This window comes from Lysobacter koreensis (assembly GCF_042677045.1).
GTDB classification, from domain to species: Bacteria; Pseudomonadota; Gammaproteobacteria; order Xanthomonadales; family Xanthomonadaceae; genus Lysobacter_K; species Lysobacter_K koreensis.
The window spans coordinates 948,529-973,897 of record NZ_JBHTIH010000002.1; the positions used below are offsets into that span (position 1 = coordinate 948,529).

Consider the following 25,369-nt stretch of genomic DNA (forward strand, 5'->3'; position numbering starts at 1 on the left):
GCTGCCGCGCGATGAACCACGAGCCGACCGCCGCATGAGCAACGCCATCCGCGTTACCCGCGACGCGTCGCTGGCCGCGCGCAACACCTTTGGCGTCGCGGCGCACGCGCCATGGCTGGTCGAGGTGGCGAACGCCGAGGTGCTAACCGACGCGCTGCGACGCGCCGAGCTGCGCGACGGCCTGGCGCTGGTGCTCGGCGGCGGCAGCAACCTGCTGTTCGCCGGCGATGCCCGCGGCGCGGTGCTTGCGCTGACCGGGCAACGCGTCGCCACCGGCAACGGCCCCGACTCCCCTGCCGATCCAGCCACCACGATCGTGCGCGCCGATGCCGGCATGCCGTGGCACGGCTTCGTCATGCACACGCTGGCGCAGGGGCTGGCCGGGCTGGAGAACCTGGCGCTGATCCCGGGCACGGTCGGCGCGGCGCCGATCCAGAACATCGGCGCGTATGGCGTCGAGGTGCGCGATTTCATCCATGCGGTCGAGGCGTTCGAGCCGGCCACCGGGCAGCTGCACCGCCTCGACCCGTCCGCCTGCGCGTTTGCCTACCGCGACAGCGTGTTCAAGCACGCGCCGGACCGCTTCATCGTCACCGCGGTGGAGTTCGCCTTGCCGCAGGCTTCCGCGTCGACGCTGAAGCTCGACTACGCCGGCCTGGGCGAGGAACTGGCCGCGATGGGGATCGCCGCGCCGACGCCGCGGCTGGTGGCCGACGCGGTGATCGCGATCCGCCGCCGCAAGCTGCCCGACCCGGCCGTGCTCGGCAACGCCGGCAGCTTCTTCAAGAACCCGATCGTCCCGCTCGCGCAGGCCGAGGCGCTGCTCGCGCAGTACCCGCGCCTGCCGGTGTTCCGCGGCATCGATGACGGCAGCCGCAAGCTCTCGGCGGCGTGGCTGATCGACAGCTGCGGCTGGAAGGGCCACCGCGACGGCGATGCCGGCGTGGCCGCCTCGCACGCACTGGTGCTGGTCAACCACGGCGGCGCGACGGGACAACAGTTGCTCGACCTGGCGCGGCGGATCGCCGAATCGGTGCAGGCGCGCTTCGGGGTGGCGATCGAACCGGAGCCGCGCATCATCGGCGCGCGCTGGTGATCGGGCCCGCCCACCTCGGATGAGCATGACCACCCACACCCGCGCCGCGCTGCTGATGCTCGGCAGCACCGTGCTCTTCGGCCTGATGGCGGTGGTGATCAAGCTTGCCGCGGAGACCCTGCACACGTTCGAGATCGCGTTCTTCCGCAACTTCTTCGGCGTGATCGCGGCGTTGCCGTTGCTGTTCAAGCACGGCCCGGGACTGCTGAAGACCACACAGCTGCCGCGCTATGTCATCCGCTGCCTGATCGGCGTGGTGTCGATGTTCTGCGGCTTCTGGGCGATCGGTCACCTGCCGCTGGCGCAGGCGGTGTCGCTGTCGTACTCGACGCCGCTGTTCGTCACGATCGCCGCGGTGTGGTTCCTGCACGAGCACGTGCGCGCACGGCGCTGGGCCGCGGTGGTGCTGGGCTTCATCGGCGTGATGATCATCGTCCGCCCGGGCACCGAGGGCTTCAGCGCCGGCACCCTGGTGGCACTGTCGGCCGCGGTGCTCAGCGGCATCGTCTCGATCCAGATCAAGCAGCTGTCGGCGACCGAGCCGGCCGACCGCATCGTGCTGTGGACTACGCTGTTGTGGGTGCCGATGTCGCTGGTCCCGGCCTTGTTCGTGTGGGAATGGCCGCAGGGCATCACCTGGTTGTGGGTGGCGTCGGCGGGCCTGCTCGGCACCGGCGGGCACATGCTGTGGACGCGCGCGCTCAAGCTCGGCGACGTGTCGGCGCTGACCCCGATCAGCTTCATGCAGCTGCCGCTGGTCGCGGTGCTGGGCTACCTGCTGTTCGACGAGAATCTCGACCGCTGGACCGTGCTCGGCGCGGTGGTGATCTTCAGCGCGAATGCCTATATCGCCCACCGCGAGGCGCAACTCGCGAGGCGCGCGGCGACCGCCTCGCCGAGCAGCGCCGCCAAGCCCGGCGAGTGATCAGGCTTCCGGTTCGGCCTGCACGGCCACCGGCTGCCACGGGTGCCGGTGCGCCCGGTACACCACCAGGAACGCCGCCGCCGTCCACACGCTGGCCGCCGCCCAGCCGGCGAGGATGTCCGACGGGTAATGCACGCCCAGGTACACCCGCGACAGCCCGACCGCGAGCATGAACGCCAGGCCCATCGCCAGCATCGGCCAGCGCCAGCGGGTGCGCCAGGCGAGCAGGATCAGCACGCACGCCAAGGTCGCCGAGCCCATCGCGTGGCCGCTGGGAAAACTGTAGGTCGTCTCGGGCGCGATCGACTCCCACAGCGACGGGCGCGCGCGCGCGAACACCTGCTTGACCGCGAGGTTCAGCAGCGCCGAGCCGGCCAGCGCGAGGGCCGCGAACGTGGCCTCGCGGAACCGGCGCAGCAGCGCGAGCACCAGCACCAGCGCGACGTCGAACGGGACCACGCCGTGCAGGTAGCCGATCTTCGACATCAGCACGAAGAAGCGGTCGAAGCCCTCGCGCGCAAGCTCGCGGGCGAAGCGCAGGACCGGCTCGTCGAACGGGATCGCCTCGTGTTCGTGGATCTCGTCGGCCAGCTCCGCGAACCCCCACAGCGGCAGCAGCAGCCCAACGAACACCAGCAGCAGCCGCCAGCCATGCCGGCGCAGCACGGCCGCACCGAAGTGGGCCTCCTCCTGCAGGGCATGGGCCGCGTCGGCCGCGGCGGTGCCGACCGCCTTGGGGTCCACCACGGGGTTCAGCCGCCGTGCCCGGCGGCGCCGTAATTGCGTTCGACGTAGCGGTCGATCAAGGCCACGAACTCGTGGGCGATGTTTTCGCCGCGCAAGGTCACGGTCTTCTCGCCGTCCTCGAACACCGGCGCCGAGGGTGCCTCGCCGGTGCCCGGCAGCGAGATGCCGATGTTGGCGTGGCGCGACTCGCCCGGGCCGTTGACCACGCAGCCCATTACCGCGAGCGTGAGGTTTTCCGCGCCCGGGTGGCTGACCTTCCATTCGGGCATCTTCGCGCGCACGTGTTCCTGCACGGTCTTGGCCAGCTCCTGGAAGAACTCGCTGGTGGTGCGGCCGCAGCCCGGGCAGGCGGTCACCATCGGCGTGAACGCGCGCAGGCCCATGGTCTGCAGCAGTTCCTGCGCGACGATCACCTCGTTGGTGCGCGACTGGCCGGGATCGGGCGTGAGCGAGATGCGGATGGTGTCGCCGATGCCTTCCTGCAACAGCACCGCGAGCGCCGCGCTCGAGGCGACGATGCCCTTGCTGCCGATGCCGGCCTCGGTCAGCCCCAGGTGCAACGCGTAGTCGCCGCGGCGGGCCAGTTCGCGGTACACCGCGATCAGTTCCTGCACGCCGCTGACCTTGGCGCTGAGCACGATGCGGTCGGCCGGCAGCCCGATCTCGACCGCGCGCTGCGCCGAATCCAGCGCCGAGCGGATCAGCGCCTCGCGCAGCACGCGCCCGGCGTCCCACGGCTCCGGGCGCAGGTGGTTCTCGTCCATCAACCGGGTGGCCAGCGCCTGGTCGAGCGAGCCCCAGTTGGCGCCGATCCGCACCGGCTTGCCGTGCTTGATCGCCAGCTCGATCAACGTCGCGAACTGGCTGTCACGCTTCTTGCCGAAACCGACGTTGCCGGGGTTGATGCGGTACTTCGCCAGCGCCTGCGCACAGGCCGGTTCGGCGGTCAGCAGCTGGTGGCCGTTGTAGTGGAAGTCGCCGATGATCGGCACCTCGATCCCCATCATCGCCAGCTTGTCGACGATGCGCGGCACCGCCGCCGCGGCTTCGGCGGTGTTGACCGTCACCCGCACCAGCTCCGAGCCCGCGCGCCACAGCTCGGCGACCTGCTTGGTGGTCGAGGCGACGTCGGCGGTGTCGGTGTTGGTCATCGACTGCACCACCACCGGCGCGCTGCCGCCGACGCGCACGCCGCCAATCTGCACGCTGCGGTTGTGGCGGCGCAGCAGCGGCCCGAAATCCGCGGAAGTACGGGGCTCGATACAGGGCGATTTGGCGTCTGAATTCATGAGCGCATTGTAGCGCCGGCGTGACCGGCGGCCGGTGCTGCGGTACGGTGGCCCGCCGCCTGCCCCGCCTGCGATGAACCCCAACGACGCCAGCCACGTCCTGACCCCGAGCCAGCTGAACACGCTGGCGCGCGACCTGCTGGAAGGCGCGTTCCCGCTGGTCTGGGTCGAGGGCGAACTGGGCAACCTGTCGCGGCCGTCGTCCGGGCACCTGTACTTCACGCTGAAGGACGCGCGCGCGCAGGTGCGCTGCGCGATGTTCAAGCCGAAAAGCACGTGGTTGAAGTTCGTGCCGCGCGAGGGCCTGCGTGTGCTCGCACGCGGCCGGTTGACGCTCTACGAGGCGCGCGGCGACTACCAGCTGGTGCTCGACCACATGGAGGAAGCCGGCGAAGGGGCGTTGCGGCGTGCGTTCGAGGAGCTAAAGGCGAAACTCGCCGCCGAGGGCCTGTTCGATGCCGACCGCAAGCGGCCGCTGCCGCCCTTCGCCCGGCGCATCGCGGTGATCACCTCGCCCAGCGGCGCCGCGGTGCGCGACGTGCTCAGCGTGCTCGCGCGGCGCTTCCCGCTGGTCGAGGTCGACCTGCTGCCGGTGCCGGTGCAGGGCGACAGCGCCGCGGCGCAGATCGTGGCGATGCTGCAACGCGCGGCGGCCGCGGACCGCTACGATGTGATCGTGATCGCCCGCGGCGGCGGGTCGCTCGAGGACCTGTGGGCGTTCAACGACGAGCGCCTGGCGCGCGCGATCGCGGCATCGACGGTGCCGGTGGTGTCCGCGGTCGGCCACGAGACCGACTTCAGCCTCGCCGACTTCGCCGCTGACCTGCGCGCGCCGACCCCGTCGGTCGCCGCCGAGCTGCTGGTGCCCAGCCGCGACGACATCGCGCGGCGCCTGCAGGCGCTCGACCGGCGCCTGCGCAACTTGCAGGCGCAGCGGCTGCGCCAGGCCATGCAACGCGCCGACCGGCTGGCGCTGCGCCTCAATGCGATGCGCCCGCAGGCGCGGCTCGACGGGTTGCGCCGGCGCCAGGCCGAAGCCCTGCGCCGGCTGTCGAGCGCATGGCAGCGCCAGCTCGAACGCGAACGCGCGCGCCTGCGCCATGCCGACGCGGTGCTGCGCGCCACCCACCCGCAGCGCCGGATCGCACGGCTGCGCGAACGCCTGGCGGCGCTGTCGTCGCGCCCGCAGGCCGCGATCGCGCGGCGGCTGGGCAACGACGCGCTGCATTTGCGCGGGCTGGTGCGCTCACTCGAAGCAGTCAGCCCACTGGCCACCGTGGCGCGCGGCTACGCGATCGTGCAGCACGACGACGGCCGCATCGTGCGCAGCGTGCTCGATGCCGTGCCGGGCGACCGGTTGCAGGCACGCTTCGCCGACGGGTCGCTGCCGGTCCGGGTCGAGAAACCGTAGGGCGGGTTTCAACCCGCCATCCCGCCGTCACCAGATCGCGAGGAATCATGATCCGCAGCGCGATCGCCGTGCCGAGGCACGGTGCATGGCGATGGCGGGTTGAAACCCGCCCTACGGCCGACCTCGCCTTAACCTAGCGCGACGTCAGGCTGCAGCGACCCGGAGAACCGCGATGCTCAAGAAAACCTACCCCTACTATCTCGCCAACCGCCCGGTCGCGGCCAACGCCGACCTGGCCGTGTTCGACAAGTACAGTGGCAAGCGCGCGACCCGCGTCGCCCTGGCCGATGCCAGCGCGGTACGCAAGGCGATCACCGCCGCGCACAAGGCGCGCGAGGCGATGGCCGCGTTCCCGCCGGACGCGCGCCGTGACGTGCTCGAGCACTGCGTACGCCGCTTCGGCGAACGTTTCGAGGAACTCGCGCAGGCGCTGTGCATCGAGGCTGGCAAGCCGATCCGCGACGCGCGCGGCGAGGTCACCCGCCTGATCGACACGTTCCGCATCGCCGCCGGCGAGGCCACGCGCATCGACGGCGACGTGATCGAGCTGCAGGTGTCCGAGCGCACCCGCGGCTACCGCGGCATGGTCAAGCGCGTGCCGATCGGCGTGTGCAGCTTCATCACCCCGTTCAACTTCCCGCTCAACCTGGTCGCGCACAAGGTCGCGCCGGCGATCGCGGCCGGCTGCCCGTTCGTGCTCAAGCCCGCCGCCAAGACCCCGATCGGCGCGCTGATCATTGCCGAGGTGCTGGCCGAAACCGCGCTGCCCAAGGGCGCGTTCTCGGTGATGCCCTGCTCCAACGCCGACGCCGCGCAGCTGGTCGAGGACGAGCGCATCGCGCTGCTGAGCTTCACCGGCGGGCTGGTCGGCTGGGACCTGAAGGCGCGCGCCGGTCGCAAGAAGGTCACGCTGGAACTGGGCGGCAACGCGGCGTGCATCGTCGATGCCGACCCGGGCGCCAGCCTCGACCACATCGTCGAGCGACTGGTGTTCGGCGCGTACTACCAGAGCGGCCAGAGCTGCATCAGCGTGCAGCGCATCTACGCCCATGCCGACATTTTCGACACGCTGCGCCGCAAGTTGAAGGCGGCGGTCGCGAAGCTGCGCATGGGCGATCCGCGCGACGAGAAGGTCTTCATCGGTCCATTGATTGACGAGGATGCGGCAGAACGCGTCGACGGCTGGATCGCCGCGGCGCGCAAGGGCGGCGCCAGGCGCATCGCCGGCGGCACCCGCGCCGGCAACCTGCTGCCGGCGACGCTGCTGGAGGACGTGCCGCGCGACGCCGACCTGTACCGCAAGGAGGCGTTCGGCCCGGTCGCGCTGCTCGAGCGGTTCGACGATTTCGACGCGGTGCTGGCGCAGGTCAACGACAGCGATTTTGGTTTGCAGGCCGGCGTGTTCACCGCCCGCCTCGATCACGCCATGCGCGCCTGGGACCGGCTCGAGGTCGGCGGCGTGATCGTCGGCGACGTGCCGAGCTTCCGCGTCGACAACATGCCCTACGGCGGAGTCAAACACTCCGGACTCGGCCGCGAAGGCGTGCGCCATGCGATCGAGGACATGACCGAGCCGCGCCTGCTGGTGATCCGCGACCCCGCATAAATGCCGCATTGCCGATCAGGATCGCCCCGGTAGGTCCGAGCCTGCCCGGAACGCCTCACGGGCGGGATCCAACCGATCCGAGCAGGCTCGGATCTACAAGGAACAAGAGCAACGCGACTGGTCCAGCGTGCGGTCGTGGATCCCAAATCGAGCGGAGACCGACGCGATTCCGCCGGGTTCAGCGAACGCCCACTCGCGGCAGGATCGGCACCATTTCCGGCGCCGGACGACCGAACAAATAGCCTTGCCCAAGGACGCAACCCAGCTCGCGCAGCACCGCGCGTTGCGCCTCGGTCTCGATGCCCTCGCCGATGGTGTGGATGCCCAGCGTGCCGGCCAGCGCCTGGATTGCGCGGACCACGGCCACGCTTTCCGGGCGGGTGTCGCCGACCAGGCCGGCGACGAAGCTCTGGTCGATCTTCAGGCACTCGATCGGGAACCGGTGCAGGTACGACAACGCCGAGAAGCCGGTACCGAAGTCGTCCAGCTGCGCCAGCACGCCGTGGCCGCGCAGCACGCGCAGCATCCGCAGCGCGCGCGGCACGTCGTCGAGCAGCGCGACCTCGGTGATCTCCAGGCGCAGCCGGCGCGGGTCGGCGCCGGCGGCCTCGAGCATCCGCAGCAGGCGGTCGGCGAAATCCGCGGCACGGAAATGCCGCGGCGAGACGTTGACCGAAATGTAGCCGTCGTCCTCGCCGCCCTGGGCGATGCGCTCGATCACCTGCGCGTAGATCAGCCAGTCGACCTCCTCGATCAGTCCGCTGTCCTCGCCCAGGCCGATGAACTCGCCGGGCAGCAACAGGCCGCGGCGCTCGTGGCGCCAGCGCAGCAGGGCCTCGTGGCCGATCACGGCGCGGTCGCTCAGGCGCACGATCGGCTGGTAGTAGGCGATGAAGCCGTCGCCGTTGATCGCCCGGCGCAGGTCGCCCTCCAGGTCGAGGATTCGCATCGCGTCCTCGCGCATCGCCTCGTCGAACACCGCGCAGCTGTCGCGGCCGCTGGCCTTGGCGCGGTACATCGCCGCGTCGGCGTCGCGCAGCATTTCCACGCCGGTGCTGTAGCGCTGGTTCGACATCGCGATGCCGACGCTGGCCGACGGAAACACCTCGCGGCCCGCGACCCAGCACGGTTCGCCGAGCGACTCGAGCACGCGCTCGGCCAGGTCCTGCGCGACGTGCAGGCCGGCGATGTCCTCGATCAGGATCGCGAACTCGTCGCCACCCAGGCGCGCGACGATGTCGCCGCCGCGCACGGTGGCCACGATCCGCCGGCCCGCCTCGACCAGCAGCTCGTCGCCGGCGGTGTGACCGGCGCTGTCGTTGATCAGCTTGAAACGGTCCAGGTCGAGGAACAGCACCGCGAACAGGCGGTTGCGATCGGCCTGCGCGCGCGCGATCGCCGCGGCCAGCCGCTGCAGCAGCTGCGCGCGGTTGGGCAGGCCGGTCAGCGCGTCGTGCTGGGCCTGGTGGGTGAGCTGCTGCTCGGCGCGCAGGCGCTCGCCGATCTGCGCGAGCAGCTCGGCGTTGGCCTCGGCCAGCTGGTGGGTGCGCGAGGTGACGCGCTGCTCGAGTTCGGCGTGCGCGGTGACCAGCCGGTCCTGTGCCTGCTTGCGCACCAGGCCGATGCCGATGTGGTGCGCGACGAAGGTCAGCAGCTCCTGGTCGCGCGCGCTGAACGCCACCGTCGGCGAGTAGCTCTGCACCGCGATCACACCGACCACGGTGTCCTCGCGGAACAGCGGCACGCCGAGCCAGCAGTGGGCGAGCGCGCCCTGGCTGCGCGCCAGGCCTTGCTCCTCGAGCCGGTCGATGCTCGGGCGGTCGGCGAGCAGCGCCTGGCCGCACGCGATCACGTATTCGGTCAGGCCGTGGCCGAGCCGGCGGCTGGCGCGGCTGGTGTCGCGTTCGTCAATCGAGTACGGGAATTCGATCCGCTCGCCGTCCTCGGACAGCAGCGCGATGTAGAAATTGCGCGCGTACAGCAGCTCGCCGACGACGTCGTGGACCTGGGCGTAGAAGCGTTCCAGGGTTTCGGAGGTGATCGACAGTTCGGCGATGCGGAACAGCGCGCGCTGCAGGCGCTCGGCGCGCTGGCGTTCGATGATCTCGGCCTGCAGGTCGCGGTTGCTCAGCTGCAGCGCCTTGGTGCGTTCCTCGACGCGCAACTCGAGTTCCTCGCGCGCCTGGTGGCGGTCGAGCGCGGTGAGGATGTGCTGGGCGACGAACGCGAGCAGCGCGCGTTCCTCGTCGCGGTAGCTGTCGGGGCGGTCGTAGCTCTGCACCACGATCGCGCCGCACACGCGGTCGTCGCGGCGCATCGGCACGCCCAGCCAGTCCTCGCTGTCGGGCCCATGATTGCGGTCCGCGGCGACGCCCAGTTGCTGGCGCACCCGGTTGGACGAGCCCAGCACCGGTTCGCCGTGGCGCAGCAACGCGAGCGTCAGGCTGTTGGGCATCTCCTCGGCATGGATCGCCCGACCCGGGTCGGCGACATAGGAGTCGACCTGGTCGGCGAAGTACAGGAAACGCATGGTCTCGTGCTCGCCGTCGTAGAGCACGATGTAGAAGTTCTCCGCGGACATCAGGCCGGCGACCACACCGTGGATGCGGCGCAGCATGTCGGCCATCTCCAGGTCCGAGCCGGCCAGGTCGGCGATCTCGTACAGCGCCTGCTGCAGGCGCTCGGATTTTTCCAGCGATTCGGCGCGGGCCTGCGCGCGCGCGGCGGCGAGGTTGGAGGTGACGGTGCGGCGCGCCAGCGCCAGCCACGCGGCGCGCGACGGCGGCGACAGCGGTTCGGCCAGCAGCGCGGCGATCGTCGCGCGGGTGCCGTCGGCCGCGTCCCAGGCCAGCGTCACCCGGTGCGGGTCGTCGTCGGCCGGGGCGACGTCGGCCAGCACCTGTTCGGCCAGGCTCAACAGTTGCGATTGCGCACCGTCGGAGACCGAGGCCGCCTGGGCGCCGTGCGGGTCACGCCAGCGCACCACTACCTGCGAACCGCTCGGCAACGCTTCCTGCAGGGCAGCGGCCAGCGAGTCCGTCGCCGGGTGCGCGTCCCCGGACGCGGTCATTGCCTGCGAACCTGCCATCGTCAGATGCTCTATCTGGTTCATTCCCGCCCCCCGCGGCTGTCGCAGGATAGCGTGGCGGGCCGGCGATGGGAGCCCGATTGTCCGGCAGCGGCGCGCATCCAACCCCGCGCAGCGGGTTCGGCCGTTCAACCGGGCATGGATCTTGCCTTGAACCGTCCCGCGATCGCGCCGACGCGGCCGCGCGGCTTCCCGCCGGACCCACCAGCCCGTACCCTGCTGCCGATGAATTCGGGCGCGGACGCGGGCGACGATGTGCTGATGCTGGCCTGGACGGGCGGCGACGCACTGGCGTTCGAGACGCTGTACGCGCGCCACCGCGGGCCGTTGTACCGGTTTCTGCTGCGCCAAACCCGCGACGCGGCGCTCGCCGACGAGTTCTTTCAGGACACCTGGCAGCGCGTGATCGCCGCGCGCGCCGGCTGGAAACCGGAGGCCGCGTTCAGCACCTGGCTGTTCCGGATCGCCCACAATCGCCTCAACGACCACTGGCGCGGCCTCAAGCACCGGCCCGCGACGCCCGGCGACGGCGACGAACGCGCCGCGCGTGTGCCCGACCCGACCACCCCCGAGCGCGAACTGTCGCACTTCGAACAGCGCCGCCGCCTGCAGCTGGCGATCGAGGAACTGCCCGAGGAGCAGCGCGAGGTGGTGCTGCTGCGGCTGGAGCAGGAATTGAGCCTGGAGGAGATCGGCGCGATCACCGGCGCCGGTCGCGAGACAGTGAAATCGCGGCTGCGATACGCGATGGACAAGTTGCGCGCGAGATTGAGCGAATGAGCCACCGCCCCGACCCGCCCCGCACTGACGAACCGCTGACCCCGGAAGAACGCGCGTGGGCGCAGCAACTGGCCCGCATCGGCCCGCACGACGGCCCGCCGCCGGCGCTGGACGCGAAGATCCTCGCCGCCGCGTACGCCGCCGCCGGCGGCCGACGCCCCGTGGCCACGCCGCGGCGCTGGCCGGCCTATCTCGGCGTGGCCGCCAGCCTGGTGGTCGCGGTCGGGCTGGCGTGGCAGTTGCGGCCGTTGTGGCGGGTGCGTCCGCCGGTGAGCGAGGCGGCCACCGCCGCGGCGCAGTTGCCGCCCGACGAAGGCACGCTGTCCGCCGACGTGCTGGCCGCCGCCGAACCGCTGGCCCGCGAGCGCGTCGCGAGTCCACCACCGCCACCGCAGGCGTCGCAGCTACCACTTCGCGCGCGCCAACCGAAAGCGCAGGCAGCGGTCGCCGCGGCCCCCGCCGCGCCCCCGGCGCCCGCCGCACCGCCACCGCCGCCACACTTTCAGGACGAGGCGATCGGCGACGAACCGGCGCCGATGGCGGCGCCCGCCACCGCGGAAGTCGCCTCGGACGCCAGTAGCGCGGTCCAGGCGGCAGCCGCGGCCGACGCGGCGTCGCATGCCAAGTCCAGCGAGCGGCGCGCGGCCATGGCGGCGCCGAGCGCGTTCCCGGAAGCCCGATCGGACCGCGAGGCCGCTGCTGCGGCGAACACGACCCGGCAGGATGCGGCCGGGTCTGCCAGCGCCATGCGCAAGGCGATGCCGACGTCGGTACCGCCCGGATCGGTCGCCGAGGACAGCAGCCTCGACCGCATCGAGGTCACCGGCTCGCGCATCCGCATCGCCGACCTGCCGGTGCGCGACGACGCCCGCCTCGCGCCGAGCGCATGGCTCGAGCGCATCCGCGAACGCCGCGATGGCGATGACCTCGATGGTGCGCGCGCCAGCCTGCGGCTGTTCCGCCAGCAGCACCCGCGGATCCGCGTGCCGTCCGACCTGCTGCCACTGGCTCGCTGAGCATGCCGGCGACGCGGCAGCGCGCGTGCGGGCCGCGGCGATGCGCGCCGGTAGAATCCGATCGCGGCGCGCCGACACCCGCCGCGCACCGACGCACGTCAGCACGATGACGCTCGACACCCTCGCTGCGCGCGCGGCGCACACGCTGGAGGTCAAGCACAGCCGCTTCCTGGTCCAGGCCGCGGCGGTGGAGACGCCCGCGGCCGCGCTCGCCTTCCTCGACGAGGTCGCCGATCCGGCCGCCACCCACAACTGCTGGGCCTACCGGATCGGCGCGGCGTACCGTTCCACTGACGACGGCGAACCGGCCGGCACCGCGGGGCGGCCGATCCTCGCCGCGATCGACGGCCAGGGCTACGACCGGGTGATGGTGGTGGTCACGCGCTGGTACGGCGGTATCAACCTCGGCGCCGGCGGGTTGGTGCGTGCCTACGGCGGCAGCGCGGCCGAATGCCTGCGCGCCGCACCGCGGCTGCCGCTGGTGGCCACCGTCGACCTCATCCTGGTCTACCCGTTCGAGGACACCGGCGCGGTGCACGCGGCCTTGGCCCAGCACGGCGCGGAAAAACTCGACGAGCAGTTCGACACCGGTGGCGCGCGGCTGCGAATGCGCCTGCCCACAGGCCGCGTCGATGGCTTGAAAAGCCAACTGCGCGACGCCACCCGTGACCGGGTGCGCGTAATCCCCGATCAACTCCCCTCGCACCCAAAGGACACTTCCTCCGGGGCGTCCCCCAAGGGCACCTCCTTCGGGGCGTAGGAGCGGCTTCAGCCGCGAGCTCATTTTGAATGCCACCTCCCGTCCCGCCGCGCGCATCGGCGCAACGCGTACGGCCCCCACGCGAGGGCTGAACCAGGTCGCGCCGCACCACACGCCCAAGCTCGCGGCTGAAGCCTCTCCTACGACAACCCGCGTTCGCGGCCACGCGCTCCAGCCCTCATCATTGCTCCCATGACCGACACCCGACCCACCAAAGCCCCGATCGGCAGCCTGCGCACCTTGTGGCCGTTCGTGCGCAAGCACCGCGGGCTGCTGGCCGCGTGGCTGGTCGCGCTGGCCGCGTCCAGCACCGCCACCCTCAGCCTGCCGCTGGCGTTCCGCACCATGATCGACCAGGGCTTCGCACAAGGCGGCGGCGGCGCGATCGACCGCGCGTTCGTGCTGCTGTTCACCGTGGCCGTCTCGCTGGCGCTGGCCACTGCCGCGCGCTTCTTTTTCGTGTCGCTGCTGGGCGAGCGCGTGGTCGCCGACCTGCGCGGGCAGCTGTACGCGCACCTGATCGCGCTCGATGCCGGCTTCCACGACCGCAACCGCAGCGGCGAACTGGTCTCGCGCCTGACCGCCGACGCCGAGTTGCTGCGCTCGGTGGTCGCCACCAGCATGTCGGTGGCGTTGCGCAGCACGATCACCGTGGTCGGCAGCCTGGCGATGCTGTTCGTCACCAGCCCGCGCCTGGCCGCGTACGCGCTGATCGGCATCCCGCTGGCGGTGCTGCCGATCGTGCTCGGCGGCCGCCGCCTGCAGAAGATCTCGCGCGCCACCCAGGACCGCGTGGCCGACGCCAACACCCTGGCCAGCGAAACCCTCGGCGCGGTGCGCACGGTGCAGGCGCACGCGCGCGAGCCGTACGAGCGCGACCGTTTCGGCGCCGCGATCGCGGTTGCGGTCGACACCGCGCGCCGGCGCATCCGCGCCCAGGCCACGGTTACCGCGGTCGCGATCACGCTGATCTTCGGCGCGATCACCCTGGTGCTGTGGTCGGGCGCGCACGACGTCGTCGCCGGCCGCATGAGCGCCGGCACGCTCGGCCAGTTCGTGCTGTACGCGCTGATCGGCGGCGGCTCGATCGGCGCGCTGGCCGAGGTCTGGAACGAACTGCAACGCGCCGCCGGCGGCATGGGCCGGATCAGCGAACTGCTCGAGGAGACTCCGGCGGTCACCGCGCCCGCGAGCCCGCAGGCGCTGCCGACCCCGGTGCGCGGCGAGATCGCGCTGGACGACGTCACCTTCCACTACCCGATGCGCCCGGACCTGCCCGCGCTCGACGCGTTCCACCTGCACGTGCGCCCGGGCGAGACGGTCGCCCTGGTCGGCCCGTCCGGCGCCGGCAAGAGCACCGTGTTCTCGCTGCTGCTGCGCTTCCACGACCCGCAAGCCGGCACCCTGCGCGTCGACGGCGCCGATATCCGCGCACTGGACCCGGCCGCGTTGCGCGAGGCGATCGCACTGGTGCCGCAGCAGCCGACGATCTTCGCCGCCAGCGCCCGCGACAACATCCGCTACGGCCGGCTGCAGGCGAGCGACGCCGAGGTCGAGGCCGCGGTGCACGCCGCGCACGCCAGCGACTTCGTCGGCGCCCTGCCGCAAGGCCTGGACACCGAACTGGGCGAACGCGGCGCGCGCCTGTCCGGCGGCCAGCAGCAACGCATCGCGATCGCCCGCGCGCTGCTCAAGGACGCGCCGATCCTGTTGCTCGACGAAGCCACCAGCGCGCTCGACGCACAAAGCGAGCGCGCCGTGCAGCAGGCGTTGGAAGCGCTGATGCAAGGCCGCACCACGATCGTGATCGCGCATCGCCTGGCGACCGTGCTCAAGGCCGATCGCATCGTGGTGATGGACCACGGCCGCATCATCGCCGAGGGCACCCACGAGCAGTTGCTCGCCGAAGGCGGCCTGTACGCGGAACTGGCGAAGCTGCAGTTCCTGGATTGAGCCCCGCCTTCCCTACCCTGGCACCAAGCCCCCTCGTTTGAAAAAGGAGGGTCGGGGAGGATTTGCTCCTGCTCTCAACACCAAGTCCAGCTCGACCGACAATGCAAGGAGCAACCCTGTCGAGGCGGACGCGAATTGCCGCTCCACGTGGCTGTGGCTGTTGATCAACTATGCCGAGCGCTGGATCGCAATCACCGATCCAGCGGACTAAGCACGCCGCCCGCACCACGGTTGAGCACGTGGGTGTAGATCTGCGTCGTGGCCACATCCTTGTGCCCCAGCAGTTCCTGCACCGTGCGGATGTCGTAGCCGGCCTCCAGCATGTGGGTGGCGAACGAGTGCCGCAGCGTATGCGCGCTGACCGGTTTCGCGAGCCCCGCGCGCAGCCGTCCGCGCTTGATCGCGCGCGACAGCAACCCGTCGTCGAGGTGATGGCGGCGCTCCACGCCGTCGCGCGGATCGATCGAACGCTGCGCGGCAGCGAACACGAACTGCCAGCCGAACTCGCGCGCCGCGGGCGGATATTTGCGCGCCAGCGCGAACGGCAAGGCTACAGCGCCGAAGCCCTCGCCCAGATCGGCCCGGTGCAGCAGTTGCGCGCGCTCCACTTCGCGCTGCAGCGGCTCGACCAGCGACTTGGGCAACACCGTCCGCCGATCCTTGCCGCCCTTGCCTTCGCGCACCGTGAGTTCGTTGCGCGCGAAGTCCACGTCCTTGACCCGCAGGCGCAGGCCCTCCATCAACCGCATGCCGCTGCCATACAGCAGGCTGGCCAGCAACCACGGCCGCCCCTCCATCTGCGCCAGCAGCTGCTGGACCTCGGCCTGCGCCAGAACCACCGGCAGCCGTCGCGGCCGCTTCGCGCGCACCACCCCCTCCATCCACGGCAGCTCGACCTGCAACACCTGCCGGTAGAGGAACAGCAGCGCCGACAGCGCCTGGTTCTGGGTGCTGGCCGAAACCTGCCCTTGCACCGCCAGCGCCGACAGGAAGCACTCCACCTCCGCCGCGCCCATGTCCCGCGGGTGGCGCTTGCCGTTGGCCAGGATGAACCGCCTGATCCACCCGAGGTACACCACCTCGGTGCGCAAGCTGTAGTGCCTGAGCCGCAAATGCCTGCGAACTTCGTCCAACAACCGCGGCGAGGGCGCGCCTTCCCCGCCCTCGCCAACCCCGTACACCGGCTCGGTTTCCGCAATACGCAACATCACCACCTCCATCCGTGAGATATGCAACGCGACTGTGCTCCCCGCCGACTCATCCCGCAGCCGGGCAACCTACTGATCTTTTGTAGGATTTTTCTTGACGACCTTCGTTGTCCGACCTGAACATCCGGCTCATACGCCCCGTGCCGGGGTCTACTAGGCGTTAGCGCTTATGAACCCTGTCGCGGCTGATGCAAAGAGCAGCTTTTTCCGTCGGAGCTGGAACGGATCCGCTCGGCTTCGCGAAGTCTATTGGGGCCTCGGCTTCATCGGACTGATCGCAGTAGCCCTGCTCGTGGCGGTTATCAATGCGCTTTTGCGGGGGCCACTAGCTGTGCCGCTAGCGGATGAGTTCTGCGCAGCAGTGCTTTTTGCCTACCTGTTGTTTCTTTCAATCAGCACTTGGCGGTGTGCATACAATGTTCGCGTTTCAGCGATAGGCACCTTAGCTCGCATCGCCGCCGTTATCCCCTGGTTGTCGCTCGCGTTGATAGTCATCTCGGCAGCGCGCTAACAATTCGTCCAAGCCGACGCCGCTTCGCGGCGCGGCTTAACTCAGGCGTTATGCGGCTAATCCTTACCCTCGCTCTCGTAGCTTTCTTGTCCTGCTCCTGTGCCACTCCACAAGAGTCGGCGGAGCCGGCTGATCTTGTTGCGCCAGGCAAAACCCTCCGCCAGCTATTGCAGTTGGATTGGGAGATATCTCAGCCGCTGACACTTGCTGAGGCAAGAGACAAGGAACTGATCGGCGCTGATGGAGCGTGGGCAATGTTCAAAGGCGGCGTGCTGCCCACTGACGAGGTGCGTCACGTTCGCCACAACGCCGGCATTGGGTACGCTCTTTTTCGTGGCGGCGCGCTTAAAGACATGGTGTTAGTCACCGTCTTCTAGTCGCCGCATAACAATTCATTCAAGCCGAACGCCACAAGTGGCGTCGGCTTAATTCAGGCGTTAGGCGGCACAGCAACTTCAAGGATGACCATGCAACCTTTACTCGTTACTGCTGCTGTTCTCGCCATTGCCACCGGCGTCGTCCATTCGCTGCTTGGCGAGCGGCTTATATTTCGCCACCTGCGTGCTGGCTCACTGGTGCCATCGTTGGCGGCGCCACCTTTGCAGTCACGTCATGTGCGAATTCTCTGGGCCACTTGGCATCTGGCCTCGGTCCTGGCATGGGCGCTAGCCGGGCTGCTCTTGCAGCTTTCACAAGGTTCGGTTGCGGCCAGCTCGGTGCTGGGCGCCTCGGCATTCGCTTTCCTCGCCGGCTCACTGCTTGTCCTGGTCGGTACTCGCGGTCGTCATCCCGGCTGGGTGGCACTCGGTGCGGTCGGCATCCTGTCGTGGGTGGCCATCGGTGCCGCCTAACAATTCATTCAAGCCGAAGCGGTAGTTCCTTCGGTTCAGTGGACACCCTGAGCTAACGATCAGGAGGGTTTCCATGCCCACGCCAGGCCACCTCCCAGGGCCTGTTGAAGGAAACCCCAATGCGTCGCCTGCCTATGCTGCTTGTCTTGTGCTCGATCATGGCCGCGGCATTGGCGCAGGCACGCGAGCCAATCGTCGGCCTGCCCTGCGAAGGTTGCGAGGCGGTGTTCGATGGCTTGCCCGCCACCCTTGCCTCGCGTGCGCGCATCGTGCCGACCGCGGAACCGGGCGAGCCGATGCTGGTGAGCGGACGCGTGCTCGGCCCGGAAGGCGCGCCACGGGCTGGGATCGTCGTCTACGCGTACCAGATCAACGACCGCGGCATCTATCCGCCACCATCGCGCGGCCGGGTATCGCACCGGCACGGCGCGCTTCGCGCGTGGGTGTCGAGCTACGGCGAGGGGCGCTACGCGTTCGACACCATCCGGCCCGCGAGCTATCCAAGCCGGGACACGCCCCAGCACATCCATCTGCACGTGCTCGAGCGCGGGTGCTCGACCTATTACATCGACGACATCCTGTTCAAGGACGACCCGTTGCTGTCCGACGCGCACGCGCGCAGCAGGCTCGGCCGCGGCGGCCCCGGCATCGGCACGCCGAAGCGGCACAAAGGGGTGTGGCACATCACGCGCGACATCCGCCTCGGCCACAACATTCCCGGCTATAGGCCGTGCGTGCGACGGATCGCGGACTAGTCGTCGCTGGTCCGTCACCTGCCCGCGCGACCTGTTCGGCGGCGGCTAGGGCGTCGCTCCAGCCGCGCGGGCGGCCAGGGCCCGGTCGATGATCGGCCCCGGCCGCACCCCAGTCCCGAGCGTGCCGAACGCGAGCCCGTGCGCACCACCCAGCCGACTGCGACAGAACGCCTGCAATGCCAGCGCCAGTTGCTCGACGAACGCGCGCGCGGCGAGCTCGTCGATCGGCGCCGCGGACAGCAGCGGTGCGCGCAAGCGCTGCATCGCGACGTCGTAGTCGCCGCCGAGCGCCGACTGCAGTTGCGCCCACAGCGCCGCGCCGGTTGCCGGCTCCTTCGCCAGCGCGCGCAGCACGTCGAGGCACTGGATGTTGCCGCTGCCTTCCCAGATCGAGTTGAGCGGCGCCTGCCGGTACAGGCGCGGCAGGATCGACTCCTCGACGTAGCCGGCGCCGCCGAGGCATTCCTGCGCCTCGTTGACGAACGCCGGCGCGCGCTTGCAGATCCAGTACTTGCCGATCCCGGTGGCGACGCGCGCGAACGCCGCTTCGGCCGGGTCGCGCGGCGCAGCGTCGACCGCACGCGCGACGCGCATCGAGAACACCAGTGCTGCCTCGGCTTCGAGCGCGAGGTCGGCCAGCACGTTCTGCATGAGTACGTGCTCGAGCAGCGGCTTGCCGAACGTGCGGCGGTGGCGCGCGTGGTGGATCGCGTGCGCCAGCGCCATGCGCATCTGCGCGGCGGAACCGAGCATGCAGTCGAGCCGGGTCAGCATCACCATCTCGATGATGGTGGCGACGCCGCGGCCTTCGTCGCCGATGCGGTGCGCCCAGGCGTTGGCGAACTCGACCTCGGAGGAGGCGTTGGACCAGTCGCCGAGCTTGTCCTTGAGCCGCATCAGCCGCAGCGCATTGCGGCTGCCGTCCGGCCGCCAGCGCGGCAGCAGGAAGCAGGTCAGGCCGCCCGGCGCCTGTGCCAGCACCAGGAAGCCGTCGCACATCGGCGCGGAGAAGAACCACTTGTGGCCGACCAGGGTGTATTCGTGGTCGCCTGCGAGCGGCGTGGCGGTGGTGGTGTTGGCGCGCACGTCGCTGCCGCCCTGCTTCTCGGTCATGCCCATGCCGACGGTGACGCCGGCCTTGTGCGCGATCGCGACGTCGCGCGGGTCGTAGTGCGGCGCGGCCGCCTTGCGCGCCCACTGCGCCAGCGCCGGGGCGTGGCGCAACACCGGCACTGCGGCGTGGGTCATCGTCAGCGGGCAGCTGCTGCCGGGCTCGACCTGGTGGTGCAGGTAGCTCAGCGCCGCGCGCGCGACGTGCGCGCCGGGTTGCGGGTCACTCCACGACAGGCCGGCGACGCCGTGCTCGATCGCCGCGCGCATGGTCGCGTGGTAGTTGGGGTGGAACTCGACCAGGTCGATGCGCTGGCCGTAGCGGTCGTGGCTGCGCAGCCGCGGGCGGTCGCGGTGGGCGTCGAAGCTGAGTGCGTACAGCGTGCCGCCGGCGAGCGCGCCGTAATCGGCGAGGCGTTCGGCCCATGCGTTGGCGCCCTCGCGCGCGACGGCTTCGCGCAGCGCGACGTCGTCTGCCCACAGGTCGCGCGGCGCGAACTCCGGCGGCTGGTTGTCGACCAGGTGGGTCTCGAACGGGGTCTGCTCGGCCATGGATCGCTCCCGGGTGCCGCGATGGGGACGGGGCGAGACTAGCGCGCGCGAGTCCGCGAGGCGAACCTCCGCGGCGCGATCGCAGCCGCAAAAAAGAGACCCCGCCGAAGCGGGGCCTGATCGATCCAAACGTCCGATCGACGCGCGGGCTGATTACTCGGCCGGCGTGATGTTGGACGCTTGCGCGCCCTTCGGGCCCTGGGTCAGCTCGTAGCTGACGCGCTGGCCTTCCTGCAGGCTGCGGAAGCCCTTGGCAGCGATCGCGGAAAAATGCGCGAACACATCCGCGGAGCCGTCCTCGGGCGAGATGAAGCCGAAGCCCTTGGCGTCGTTGAACCATTTCACGGTGCCGTACTGCATATCCTGGATGACCTCATGCTGGGTGCGTTGTGTTGCGGTGTGGTGCGCTGGCGAGTGCTGCGGGCCGAGTCGCAGCGCGAGTATGCAAACTGAACGCCGTAAAGACAATTGGGGCAAAGTGCCGGTCGCCCCGGCAGGGTCACCCGGCAAGCACGGCCCGCAGCAGCGGCGGCAGGCCGCTGGAGGCTGCCGCGACGTTGTCGAGCACGTCCTGCAGCGTGATCACCTCATCAGGGTCCTGGCCTGCCCCGGCGGCCCAGTTGGCGACGATCGCCAGGCAGGCGTAGTCGAGGCCGAACTCTCTTGCGAGACCGGCTTCGGGCATGCCGGTCATGCCGACCAGGTCGCAGCCGTCTCGTTTCATGCGCGCGATCTCGGCGCGGGTTTCCAGTCGCGGCCCCTGGGTGGCGCCGTAACAACCGCCATCGACCAGGGCGACGCCGGCACGCGCGGCCGCGGCGACGACCGCTTCGCGCAGCGAGCGCGTGTACGGCTCGCCGAAATCGACATGCAGCACCTCGGTGCCCGGTTCCTCGCACAGCGTCGAGATGCGGCCCCAGGTGTAGTCGATCAGTTGGTCGGGGCAACCGAGCACGCGCGGCCCGAACCGCTCGGTGATGCCGCCCACCGTGTTGAGCGCGAGCACGCGTTGCGCGCCCAGGGCCTGCAGCGCGGCGAGGTTGGCGCGGTAGTTGATCTGGTGCGGCGGCAGCGAGTGGCCTTCGCCGTGACGGGCGAGGAACGCGACGCGGTGGCCATCGAGCGTGCCGATGCGCACCGGCCCGGACGGCGCACCGTAACGCGTGACCGGCTGGTGCGACTCGACGTCCTGCAGGTCGGCGAGTTGGTAGAGGCCGGTGCCGCCGATGACGGCAAGGTCGATGGGTGCGGCGGCAACGTTCATCTCAGTCCTTCAATGCGTAGATCGCCGGCAGGTTGCGACCCTGCTCGTGGTAGTCCATGCCATAACCAAACACGTAGCGGTCGGGCACCTCGACGCCGACGTAGTCGGCGGCCAGGCCCGGCACGCAGCGGTCGTGCAGCTTGACCGCCAGCGCGGCAATGCGCACGTCGGTCGCGCCCTGTTCGCGGCACCAGCGGGTGATCGCGGCCATGGTGTGGCCTTCGTCGAGGATGTCGTCGACCAGCAACACCCGGCGCCCGCGCAGCGGCGTGACCGGGCGGTGCTTCCAGACCAGCTCGCCGCCGGAGGTCGCACCGCGGTAGCGGGTGGCGTGCAGGTAGTCGAACTCGAGGTCGAGGCCGCGCGCGCCCAGTTCCATCGCCAACTGCGCGGCGAACGGCAGGCCGCCGTGCATCACCGTCAGGTACACGGGAGTGCTGCCGGCGTAATCGTTGCGGATCGGCACCGCCATGTGCGCGATCGCCTGCTCCAGTGTCTTGCGGTCGTGGATCAGGTCGGCGTGGACGAGCGCCTTGGCGAGGCTGGGCGCGTGCATCACGCCAGGCCTTCGAGGCGGCCGCGGGTGTCGCCGTAGCGGGCGTCCGCGAGCAGGCCATCCCAGCCCATCGCGCCGCGGCCGATCAGGCCGGCCAGCGCCATCGTGTTGAGCTTGCGGTCGTTGACCGCGGCCAGCGATTCTTCGACCAGTTCCGGGTGGCAGACCAGCACCACGTCGCAGCCGGCATCCAGATGCAGGTCGACGCGCGCCTTGATGCCGCCGGCGGAGAACGCGGCGGCCATGCCGATGTCGTCGCTGAACACCACCCCGCGGAAACCCATCTCCTGGCGCAGGATGTCCTCGATCCAGACCTTCGAGTAACCGGCCGGGTCCGGCGCCACGGCCGGATAGACGACGTGCGCCATCATCACCGCGTCGGCCTTGGCCTCGATGCCAGCGACGAACGGGACCAGGTCGAGCGCGCGGATCTCGGCCAGCGAACGCGGATCGACCGCGTCGTCGAAATGGGTGTCCTCGAGCACCGATCCGTGGCCGGGGAAGTGCTTGAGGGTCGCGGCCATCCCGGCGGCGTGCATGCCGCGCACGTAGGCGCGGGTGAACTCGGCGACCACCGCGGGATCCTCGGAAAACGCGCGATTGCCGATCGCCAGGTTGCCGCGGCCCAGGTCGACCACCGGCGCGAAGCTGAGGTCGACGCCGCTGGCCTTGATCTCACTGGCCATCAGCCAGGCGTGCTCCTCGGCCAGCTTGAGCGCGGCGGTTTGATCCTGCGCGAACAGCTTGCCGAAGCCCTCCAGCGGCGGCAGCGCGCTGTAGCCCTCGCGGAAGCGCTGCACGCGACCGCCTTCCTGGTCGACGCAGACCAGCTGCGGGCGCGGCGCGGCTTCGCGGATCGCCTGCGACAGCTCGGCCACCTGCGCCTTGGAGGCGAAGTTGCGGGTGAACAGGATCACGCCGGCGCAGGCGTCGTGCTGCAGCCAGTCGCGCTCCTGCGCGGTGAGTTCGGTTCCGGCGACGCCGATTACGAGCATTGCAATGTCTCCGTGGAAATGCGGGCCATCAGGCGGCGGTGCCGTCCCGCTCCGCCTCGCTCCAGCGCGAGTACGGCCGGGTGGCCAAGGCCAGATTGTAGTAGCGCGGGCTGTCGGTCACCTCGCGGCCGGCCCAGACGGGCCTGGCGAAGGCTTCATCGGCCGATTCGAGCTCGATTTCCGCGACCACCAGCCCGGCGTTGTCGCCGAGGAATTCGTCGATCTCCCACAGGTGGCCTTCGTGTTCGACGTAGTGGCGGCGCTTGTCGATCAAGCCGCCGACGCCCAGCGCCAGCAGCGCGCGCGCATCGGCGACGGGGATCGGGTAGTCGAATTCCTGCCGGGTGTGGCCGAGCTCGCGCGACTTGAGGTTGAGGAACGCAGCGTCGCCGGCGATGCGCACGCGCACCGAGGCCTTCATCGCGCCCGTGTCCATCGCCGCGAGGTCGTTGAGATAGCCCTGCGCCATCGGCACGACCTCGCGCGCAGCCGCGCGCCAGCCGTCGTTGGTGACCAGGAACTTGCGTTCGATTTCGATGCCCATGCTGCCTGCCTTTGCTGGTCTCCCTCCTTTGCAAAAGGAGGGTTGGGGAGGATTTGCTTTTAGCGCTGTCGCAGGGAGAAGCACAAAGAGCGAATCCCCCCTGCCCCTTTTCCCAAAGGGGGGAATGCGTATCAGCGCGGTTCGAACATCGCGATGGACTCCACGTGCGCGGTGTGCGGGAACATGTCCATCACGCCGGCCGCGCGCAGCTTCCAGCCGCGCTCGTTGACCAGGTAGCCGGCGTCGCGCGCCAGCGAGGCCGGGTGGCAGCTGACGTAGACGATGCGCTTGAACTGCTCCAGTGGCAGCTGGGTCAGCACGAAGTCGGCGCCCGAACGTGGCGGGTCGAGCAGCAGCTTGTCGAAGCCTTCGCGCATCCAGGTGTGGTCGCTCAGGTCCTTGCCCAGGTCGGCGGCGTGGAACTGTGCATTGCCGATCCCGTTGTGCGCGGCGTTGTCGCGCGCGCGCTGCACCAGCCCGGTCTCGCCCTCGACGCCGACCACCTCGCGCACGTGGCGCGCCAGAGGCAGGGTGAAGTTGCCCAGGCCCGCGAACAGGTCGAGCACGCGCTCGTCGGGCTGCGGATCGAGCAGGTCGAGCGCGCTGCGGATCATCTTGCCGTTGAGCCCGGCGTTGACCTGGATGAAGTCGAGCGGGCGGAAGTGGAACTCCAGGTCCCACTGCGGCAGCGAGAACGCCAGCTTCGGATCGGCCGGCCACAACGGGTGCACGCTGTCGACGCCGCCGGGCTGCAGGAACACCGCGAAGTCGTGCGCCTGCGCGAACGCGGTCAGCGCTTCGCGGTCGCCGTGCGACAACGGCGCCATATGCCGGAACGTCAGCGCGATGCCGCTGTGCGCGTCGCCATGGGTGCCGCTCATGCGGTCGCCGGCGATGAACTCGATCTGCGGGATGTCGCGGCGTGCATCCAGGCTTTCGACCAGCGCCGCCAGTGCCGGTATCGCGTTGCCGATCTGCGGGATCACGGTGTGGCACTCGCCCAGGTCGGCGACGAAGCGCGGATCGACCTCGCGGAAACCGACCAGGGTCTTGTCCTTCTTCTCGACCCGGCGCACCGAGAATCGGCCTTTGCGTCGGTAGCCCCAGGCGGCGTCGCTCAGCGGCGGCAGCACGCGCTCGGGGGTCACGTGGCCGATGCGCGCGAGGTTGTCGAGCAGCACGCCCTGTTTGGCGAGGATCTGCTGGTCTTCGGCGTAATGCTGGAACGCGCAGCCGCTGCAGGTGCCGAAGTGCGGGCAACGCGGGGTCACGCGCTCGGGCGCGGCGTCCAGCACCTCGACGGCCTTGGCCTCGTCGAAGCTGCGGTGGCGGCCGGTCTGCGACGCCATCACGCGCTCGCCCGGCAACGCCCCGGCGACGAACACCGCCTTGCCATCGGCGCGGCGCGCGACCCCGCGGCCGTCGTGGGTCAGGCCGGTGATCTGGGCTTCGAAGGGGGTCTGGTCGATGCGGTTGCGGGTACGGGCCACGGGATCGTGCGGTTGCGTCGGGCCGGGCATTGTCTCAGATGCACGGAACACGGCGCCCACCGGAGGAGTTGACCCGGAATTCAGAAGGCCCGCCGAAGCGGGCCGTCCCTGGGGTCATTTCGGGGGTGCAGCCAGGGACTCAGCTACAGGATGCGGCTTGGACGAAGCGGATCCTTCGCTGCGCTCAGGATGACTTCGCTGTGGACGAACTCACTTCTGCTTCCAGCTGCCGCCGCTCTGGTACCACCAGCCCGGGCGCGCGCTGGCGACCCACTGCCGGGCGAACACCTCGCGGATCTGCGCTTCCCATTCGGGATGGCCGTTGGCCACCGCGACCTCGCGATAGACGGCCTTGCGGTCGCGGTTGTCGTCGGCGACGGCCTGGTTCACCGAAACCCGGTCCTTGAGCGCCAACTGGCTCGCATCGCGCACGACCACAGTGCCGTCGCTGGCGAAGCCCAGCGCACCGGCATCGAAGCCCGCGCGCAGGTCCGCGTCGAAACGAGCGGCCATGCGTGCCTGGATCGCCTGGATCGCCGGGGTCTTGATGGTGATGTCTGGCTGCGACTGCGCATGGGCGGTGCCGATGCCGACCAGCGACAGCCAGTCGATGTGCCGGTGCAACGAGGCACTGGGAGCGCCGGACTTGTCCGGCTGGGCCGGCGCGGGCGGCGACACTTCGTCGCCGATCACCTTCTCGACGAACTCCTTCGCCGCTTCCTTGGCCTCGGCGGCCGGGAAGTACACGTTGATCGTGACGCAGGCCGTCAACAGCACGGCGGCGACCGGTAACCCCATCCAACGACGCATGTTGCTCTCCTCAGGTGTGACGCTTGATGACGTAACGGTAGCAATGAAAGAC

At 70.1% G+C, this 25,369-nt stretch carries 24 protein-coding genes; 12 read left to right on the forward strand and 12 right to left on the reverse strand.

What is annotated here, in order from left to right:
- The first annotated feature begins 34 nt into the window (after positions 1 to 34).
- Together murB and ACFQZQ_RS04770 are read left to right on the forward strand one after the other, a co-directional pair.
- On the forward strand, positions 35 to 1,096 hold the full coding sequence (gene murB, locus ACFQZQ_RS04765) for a UDP-N-acetylmuramate dehydrogenase (RefSeq protein WP_386811511.1): 1,062 nt from the start codon (positions 35 to 37) through the stop codon (positions 1,094 to 1,096).
- Between the two features lie 25 nt (positions 1,097 to 1,121).
- Positions 1,122 to 2,021 (forward strand): DMT family transporter, encoded by a 900-nt coding sequence (locus tag ACFQZQ_RS04770; RefSeq protein WP_386811512.1) that lies wholly within the window; start codon positions 1,122 to 1,124, stop codon positions 2,019 to 2,021.
- Here the strand turns inward: ACFQZQ_RS04770 and ACFQZQ_RS04775 are convergent, their stop codons facing one another.
- Positions 2,022 to 2,717: a phosphatase PAP2 family protein gene (locus tag ACFQZQ_RS04775; RefSeq protein WP_386811666.1), complete on the reverse strand. Its 696-nt coding sequence runs from the start codon at positions 2,715 to 2,717 to the stop codon at positions 2,022 to 2,024.
- Between the two features lie 56 nt (positions 2,718 to 2,773).
- Positions 2,774 to 4,057: a flavodoxin-dependent (E)-4-hydroxy-3-methylbut-2-enyl-diphosphate synthase gene (gene ispG, locus ACFQZQ_RS04780; RefSeq protein WP_386811513.1), complete on the reverse strand. Its 1,284-nt coding sequence runs from the start codon at positions 4,055 to 4,057 to the stop codon at positions 2,774 to 2,776.
- A 73-nt stretch (positions 4,058 to 4,130) separates the two neighbouring features.
- Here ispG and xseA point away from each other — a divergent pair, with 73 nt between their 5' ends.
- Positions 4,131 to 5,468: an exodeoxyribonuclease VII large subunit gene (xseA, locus tag ACFQZQ_RS04785; RefSeq protein ID WP_386811514.1), complete on the forward strand. Its 1,338-nt coding sequence runs from the start codon at positions 4,131 to 4,133 to the stop codon at positions 5,466 to 5,468.
- Between the two features lie 172 nt (positions 5,469 to 5,640).
- Positions 5,641 to 7,074 (forward strand): aldehyde dehydrogenase family protein, encoded by a 1,434-nt coding sequence (locus ACFQZQ_RS04790; protein WP_386811515.1) that lies wholly within the window; start codon positions 5,641 to 5,643, stop codon positions 7,072 to 7,074.
- 178 nt (positions 7,075 to 7,252) lie between these two features.
- Here ACFQZQ_RS04790 and ACFQZQ_RS04795 read toward each other — a convergent pair whose 3' ends face one another.
- Complete coding sequence (locus ACFQZQ_RS04795) at positions 7,253 to 10,144, reverse strand: bifunctional diguanylate cyclase/phosphodiesterase (protein WP_386811516.1); 2,892 nt, start codon at positions 10,142 to 10,144, stop codon at positions 7,253 to 7,255.
- 243 nt (positions 10,145 to 10,387) lie between these two features.
- On the opposite strand from ACFQZQ_RS04795, the gene ACFQZQ_RS04800 reads away from it, so the two are divergent.
- The 4 genes from ACFQZQ_RS04800 to ACFQZQ_RS04815 all read left to right on the forward strand — a co-directional run bounded on the left by ACFQZQ_RS04800 (position 10,388) and on the right by ACFQZQ_RS04815 (position 14,671).
- Entirely contained in the window at positions 10,388 to 10,942 is a 555-nt protein-coding gene (locus ACFQZQ_RS04800) for an RNA polymerase sigma factor (RefSeq protein WP_386811517.1), read from the forward strand.
- Positions 10,939 to 11,958 (forward strand): hypothetical protein, encoded by a 1,020-nt coding sequence (locus ACFQZQ_RS04805; RefSeq protein WP_386811518.1) that lies wholly within the window; start codon positions 10,939 to 10,941, stop codon positions 11,956 to 11,958. Before ACFQZQ_RS04800 ends, ACFQZQ_RS04805 begins: the two co-directional genes overlap by 4 nt.
- 106 nt (positions 11,959 to 12,064) lie before the next feature.
- A complete protein-coding gene (locus ACFQZQ_RS04810; RefSeq protein WP_386811519.1) occupies positions 12,065 to 12,718 on the forward strand; it encodes an IMPACT family protein in 654 nt (217 codons plus the stop codon).
- A 192-nt stretch (positions 12,719 to 12,910) separates the two neighbouring features.
- A complete protein-coding gene (locus ACFQZQ_RS04815) occupies positions 12,911 to 14,671 on the forward strand; it encodes an ABC transporter transmembrane domain-containing protein (RefSeq protein WP_386811520.1) in 1,761 nt (586 codons plus the stop codon).
- 191 nt (positions 14,672 to 14,862) lie between these two features.
- On the opposite strand, the gene ACFQZQ_RS04820 is transcribed toward ACFQZQ_RS04815, so the two are convergent.
- Positions 14,863 to 15,807 (reverse strand): integron integrase, encoded by a 945-nt coding sequence (locus ACFQZQ_RS04820; protein ID WP_386811667.1) that lies wholly within the window; start codon positions 15,805 to 15,807, stop codon positions 14,863 to 14,865.
- A 241-nt stretch (positions 15,808 to 16,048) separates the two neighbouring features.
- Between ACFQZQ_RS04820 and ACFQZQ_RS04825 the strand changes: the two genes are divergently transcribed.
- The 4 genes from ACFQZQ_RS04825 to ACFQZQ_RS04840 all read left to right on the forward strand — a co-directional run bounded on the left by ACFQZQ_RS04825 (position 16,049) and on the right by ACFQZQ_RS04840 (position 17,996).
- Complete coding sequence (locus ACFQZQ_RS04825; RefSeq protein WP_386811521.1) at positions 16,049 to 16,390, forward strand: hypothetical protein; 342 nt, start codon at positions 16,049 to 16,051, stop codon at positions 16,388 to 16,390.
- A gap of 173 nt (positions 16,391 to 16,563) precedes the next feature.
- Entirely contained in the window at positions 16,564 to 16,767 is a 204-nt protein-coding gene (locus ACFQZQ_RS04830) for a hypothetical protein (RefSeq protein ID WP_386811522.1), read from the forward strand.
- A gap of 84 nt (positions 16,768 to 16,851) precedes the next feature.
- Positions 16,852 to 17,241, forward strand: coding sequence for a hypothetical protein (locus tag ACFQZQ_RS04835; protein WP_386811523.1), 390 nt, complete (start codon positions 16,852 to 16,854; stop codon positions 17,239 to 17,241).
- Between the two features lie 158 nt (positions 17,242 to 17,399).
- Entirely contained in the window at positions 17,400 to 17,996 is a 597-nt protein-coding gene (locus ACFQZQ_RS04840) for a dioxygenase family protein (RefSeq protein ID WP_386811524.1), read from the forward strand.
- A 45-nt stretch (positions 17,997 to 18,041) separates the two neighbouring features.
- Here the strand turns inward: ACFQZQ_RS04840 and ACFQZQ_RS04845 are convergent, their stop codons facing one another.
- The 8 genes from ACFQZQ_RS04845 to ACFQZQ_RS04880 all read right to left on the reverse strand — a co-directional run bounded on the left by ACFQZQ_RS04845 (position 18,042) and on the right by ACFQZQ_RS04880 (position 25,317).
- Complete coding sequence (locus tag ACFQZQ_RS04845) at positions 18,042 to 19,658, reverse strand: acyl-CoA dehydrogenase family protein (RefSeq protein WP_386811525.1); 1,617 nt, start codon at positions 19,656 to 19,658, stop codon at positions 18,042 to 18,044.
- A gap of 153 nt (positions 19,659 to 19,811) precedes the next feature.
- Entirely contained in the window at positions 19,812 to 20,018 is a 207-nt protein-coding gene (locus ACFQZQ_RS04850) for a cold-shock protein (RefSeq protein WP_386811526.1), read from the reverse strand.
- A 139-nt stretch (positions 20,019 to 20,157) separates the two neighbouring features.
- On the reverse strand, positions 20,158 to 20,922 hold the full coding sequence (locus ACFQZQ_RS04855; RefSeq protein ID WP_386811527.1) for an S-methyl-5'-thioinosine phosphorylase: 765 nt from the start codon (positions 20,920 to 20,922) through the stop codon (positions 20,158 to 20,160).
- A 1-nt stretch (position 20,923) separates the two neighbouring features.
- The gene (locus ACFQZQ_RS04860) at positions 20,924 to 21,478 is read right to left on the reverse strand and encodes a hypoxanthine-guanine phosphoribosyltransferase (protein WP_386811528.1); all 555 of its coding nucleotides are present in this window, start codon (positions 21,476 to 21,478) and stop codon (positions 20,924 to 20,926) included.
- On the reverse strand, positions 21,478 to 22,473 hold the full coding sequence (nagZ, locus tag ACFQZQ_RS04865; protein WP_386811529.1) for a beta-N-acetylhexosaminidase: 996 nt from the start codon (positions 22,471 to 22,473) through the stop codon (positions 21,478 to 21,480). The genes ACFQZQ_RS04860 and nagZ overlap by 1 nt, the downstream gene beginning before the upstream one ends.
- A 28-nt stretch (positions 22,474 to 22,501) precedes the next feature.
- A complete protein-coding gene (locus ACFQZQ_RS04870) occupies positions 22,502 to 23,017 on the reverse strand; it encodes a CYTH domain-containing protein (protein WP_386811530.1) in 516 nt (171 codons plus the stop codon).
- Between the two features lie 131 nt (positions 23,018 to 23,148).
- Positions 23,149 to 24,507 (reverse strand): 23S rRNA (uracil(1939)-C(5))-methyltransferase RlmD, encoded by a 1,359-nt coding sequence (rlmD, locus tag ACFQZQ_RS04875; RefSeq protein ID WP_386811531.1) that lies wholly within the window; start codon positions 24,505 to 24,507, stop codon positions 23,149 to 23,151.
- A 210-nt stretch (positions 24,508 to 24,717) separates the two neighbouring features.
- Positions 24,718 to 25,317: a YdbL family protein gene (locus tag ACFQZQ_RS04880; protein ID WP_386811532.1), complete on the reverse strand. Its 600-nt coding sequence runs from the start codon at positions 25,315 to 25,317 to the stop codon at positions 24,718 to 24,720.
- Between the last annotated feature and the right edge of the window lie 52 nt (positions 25,318 to 25,369).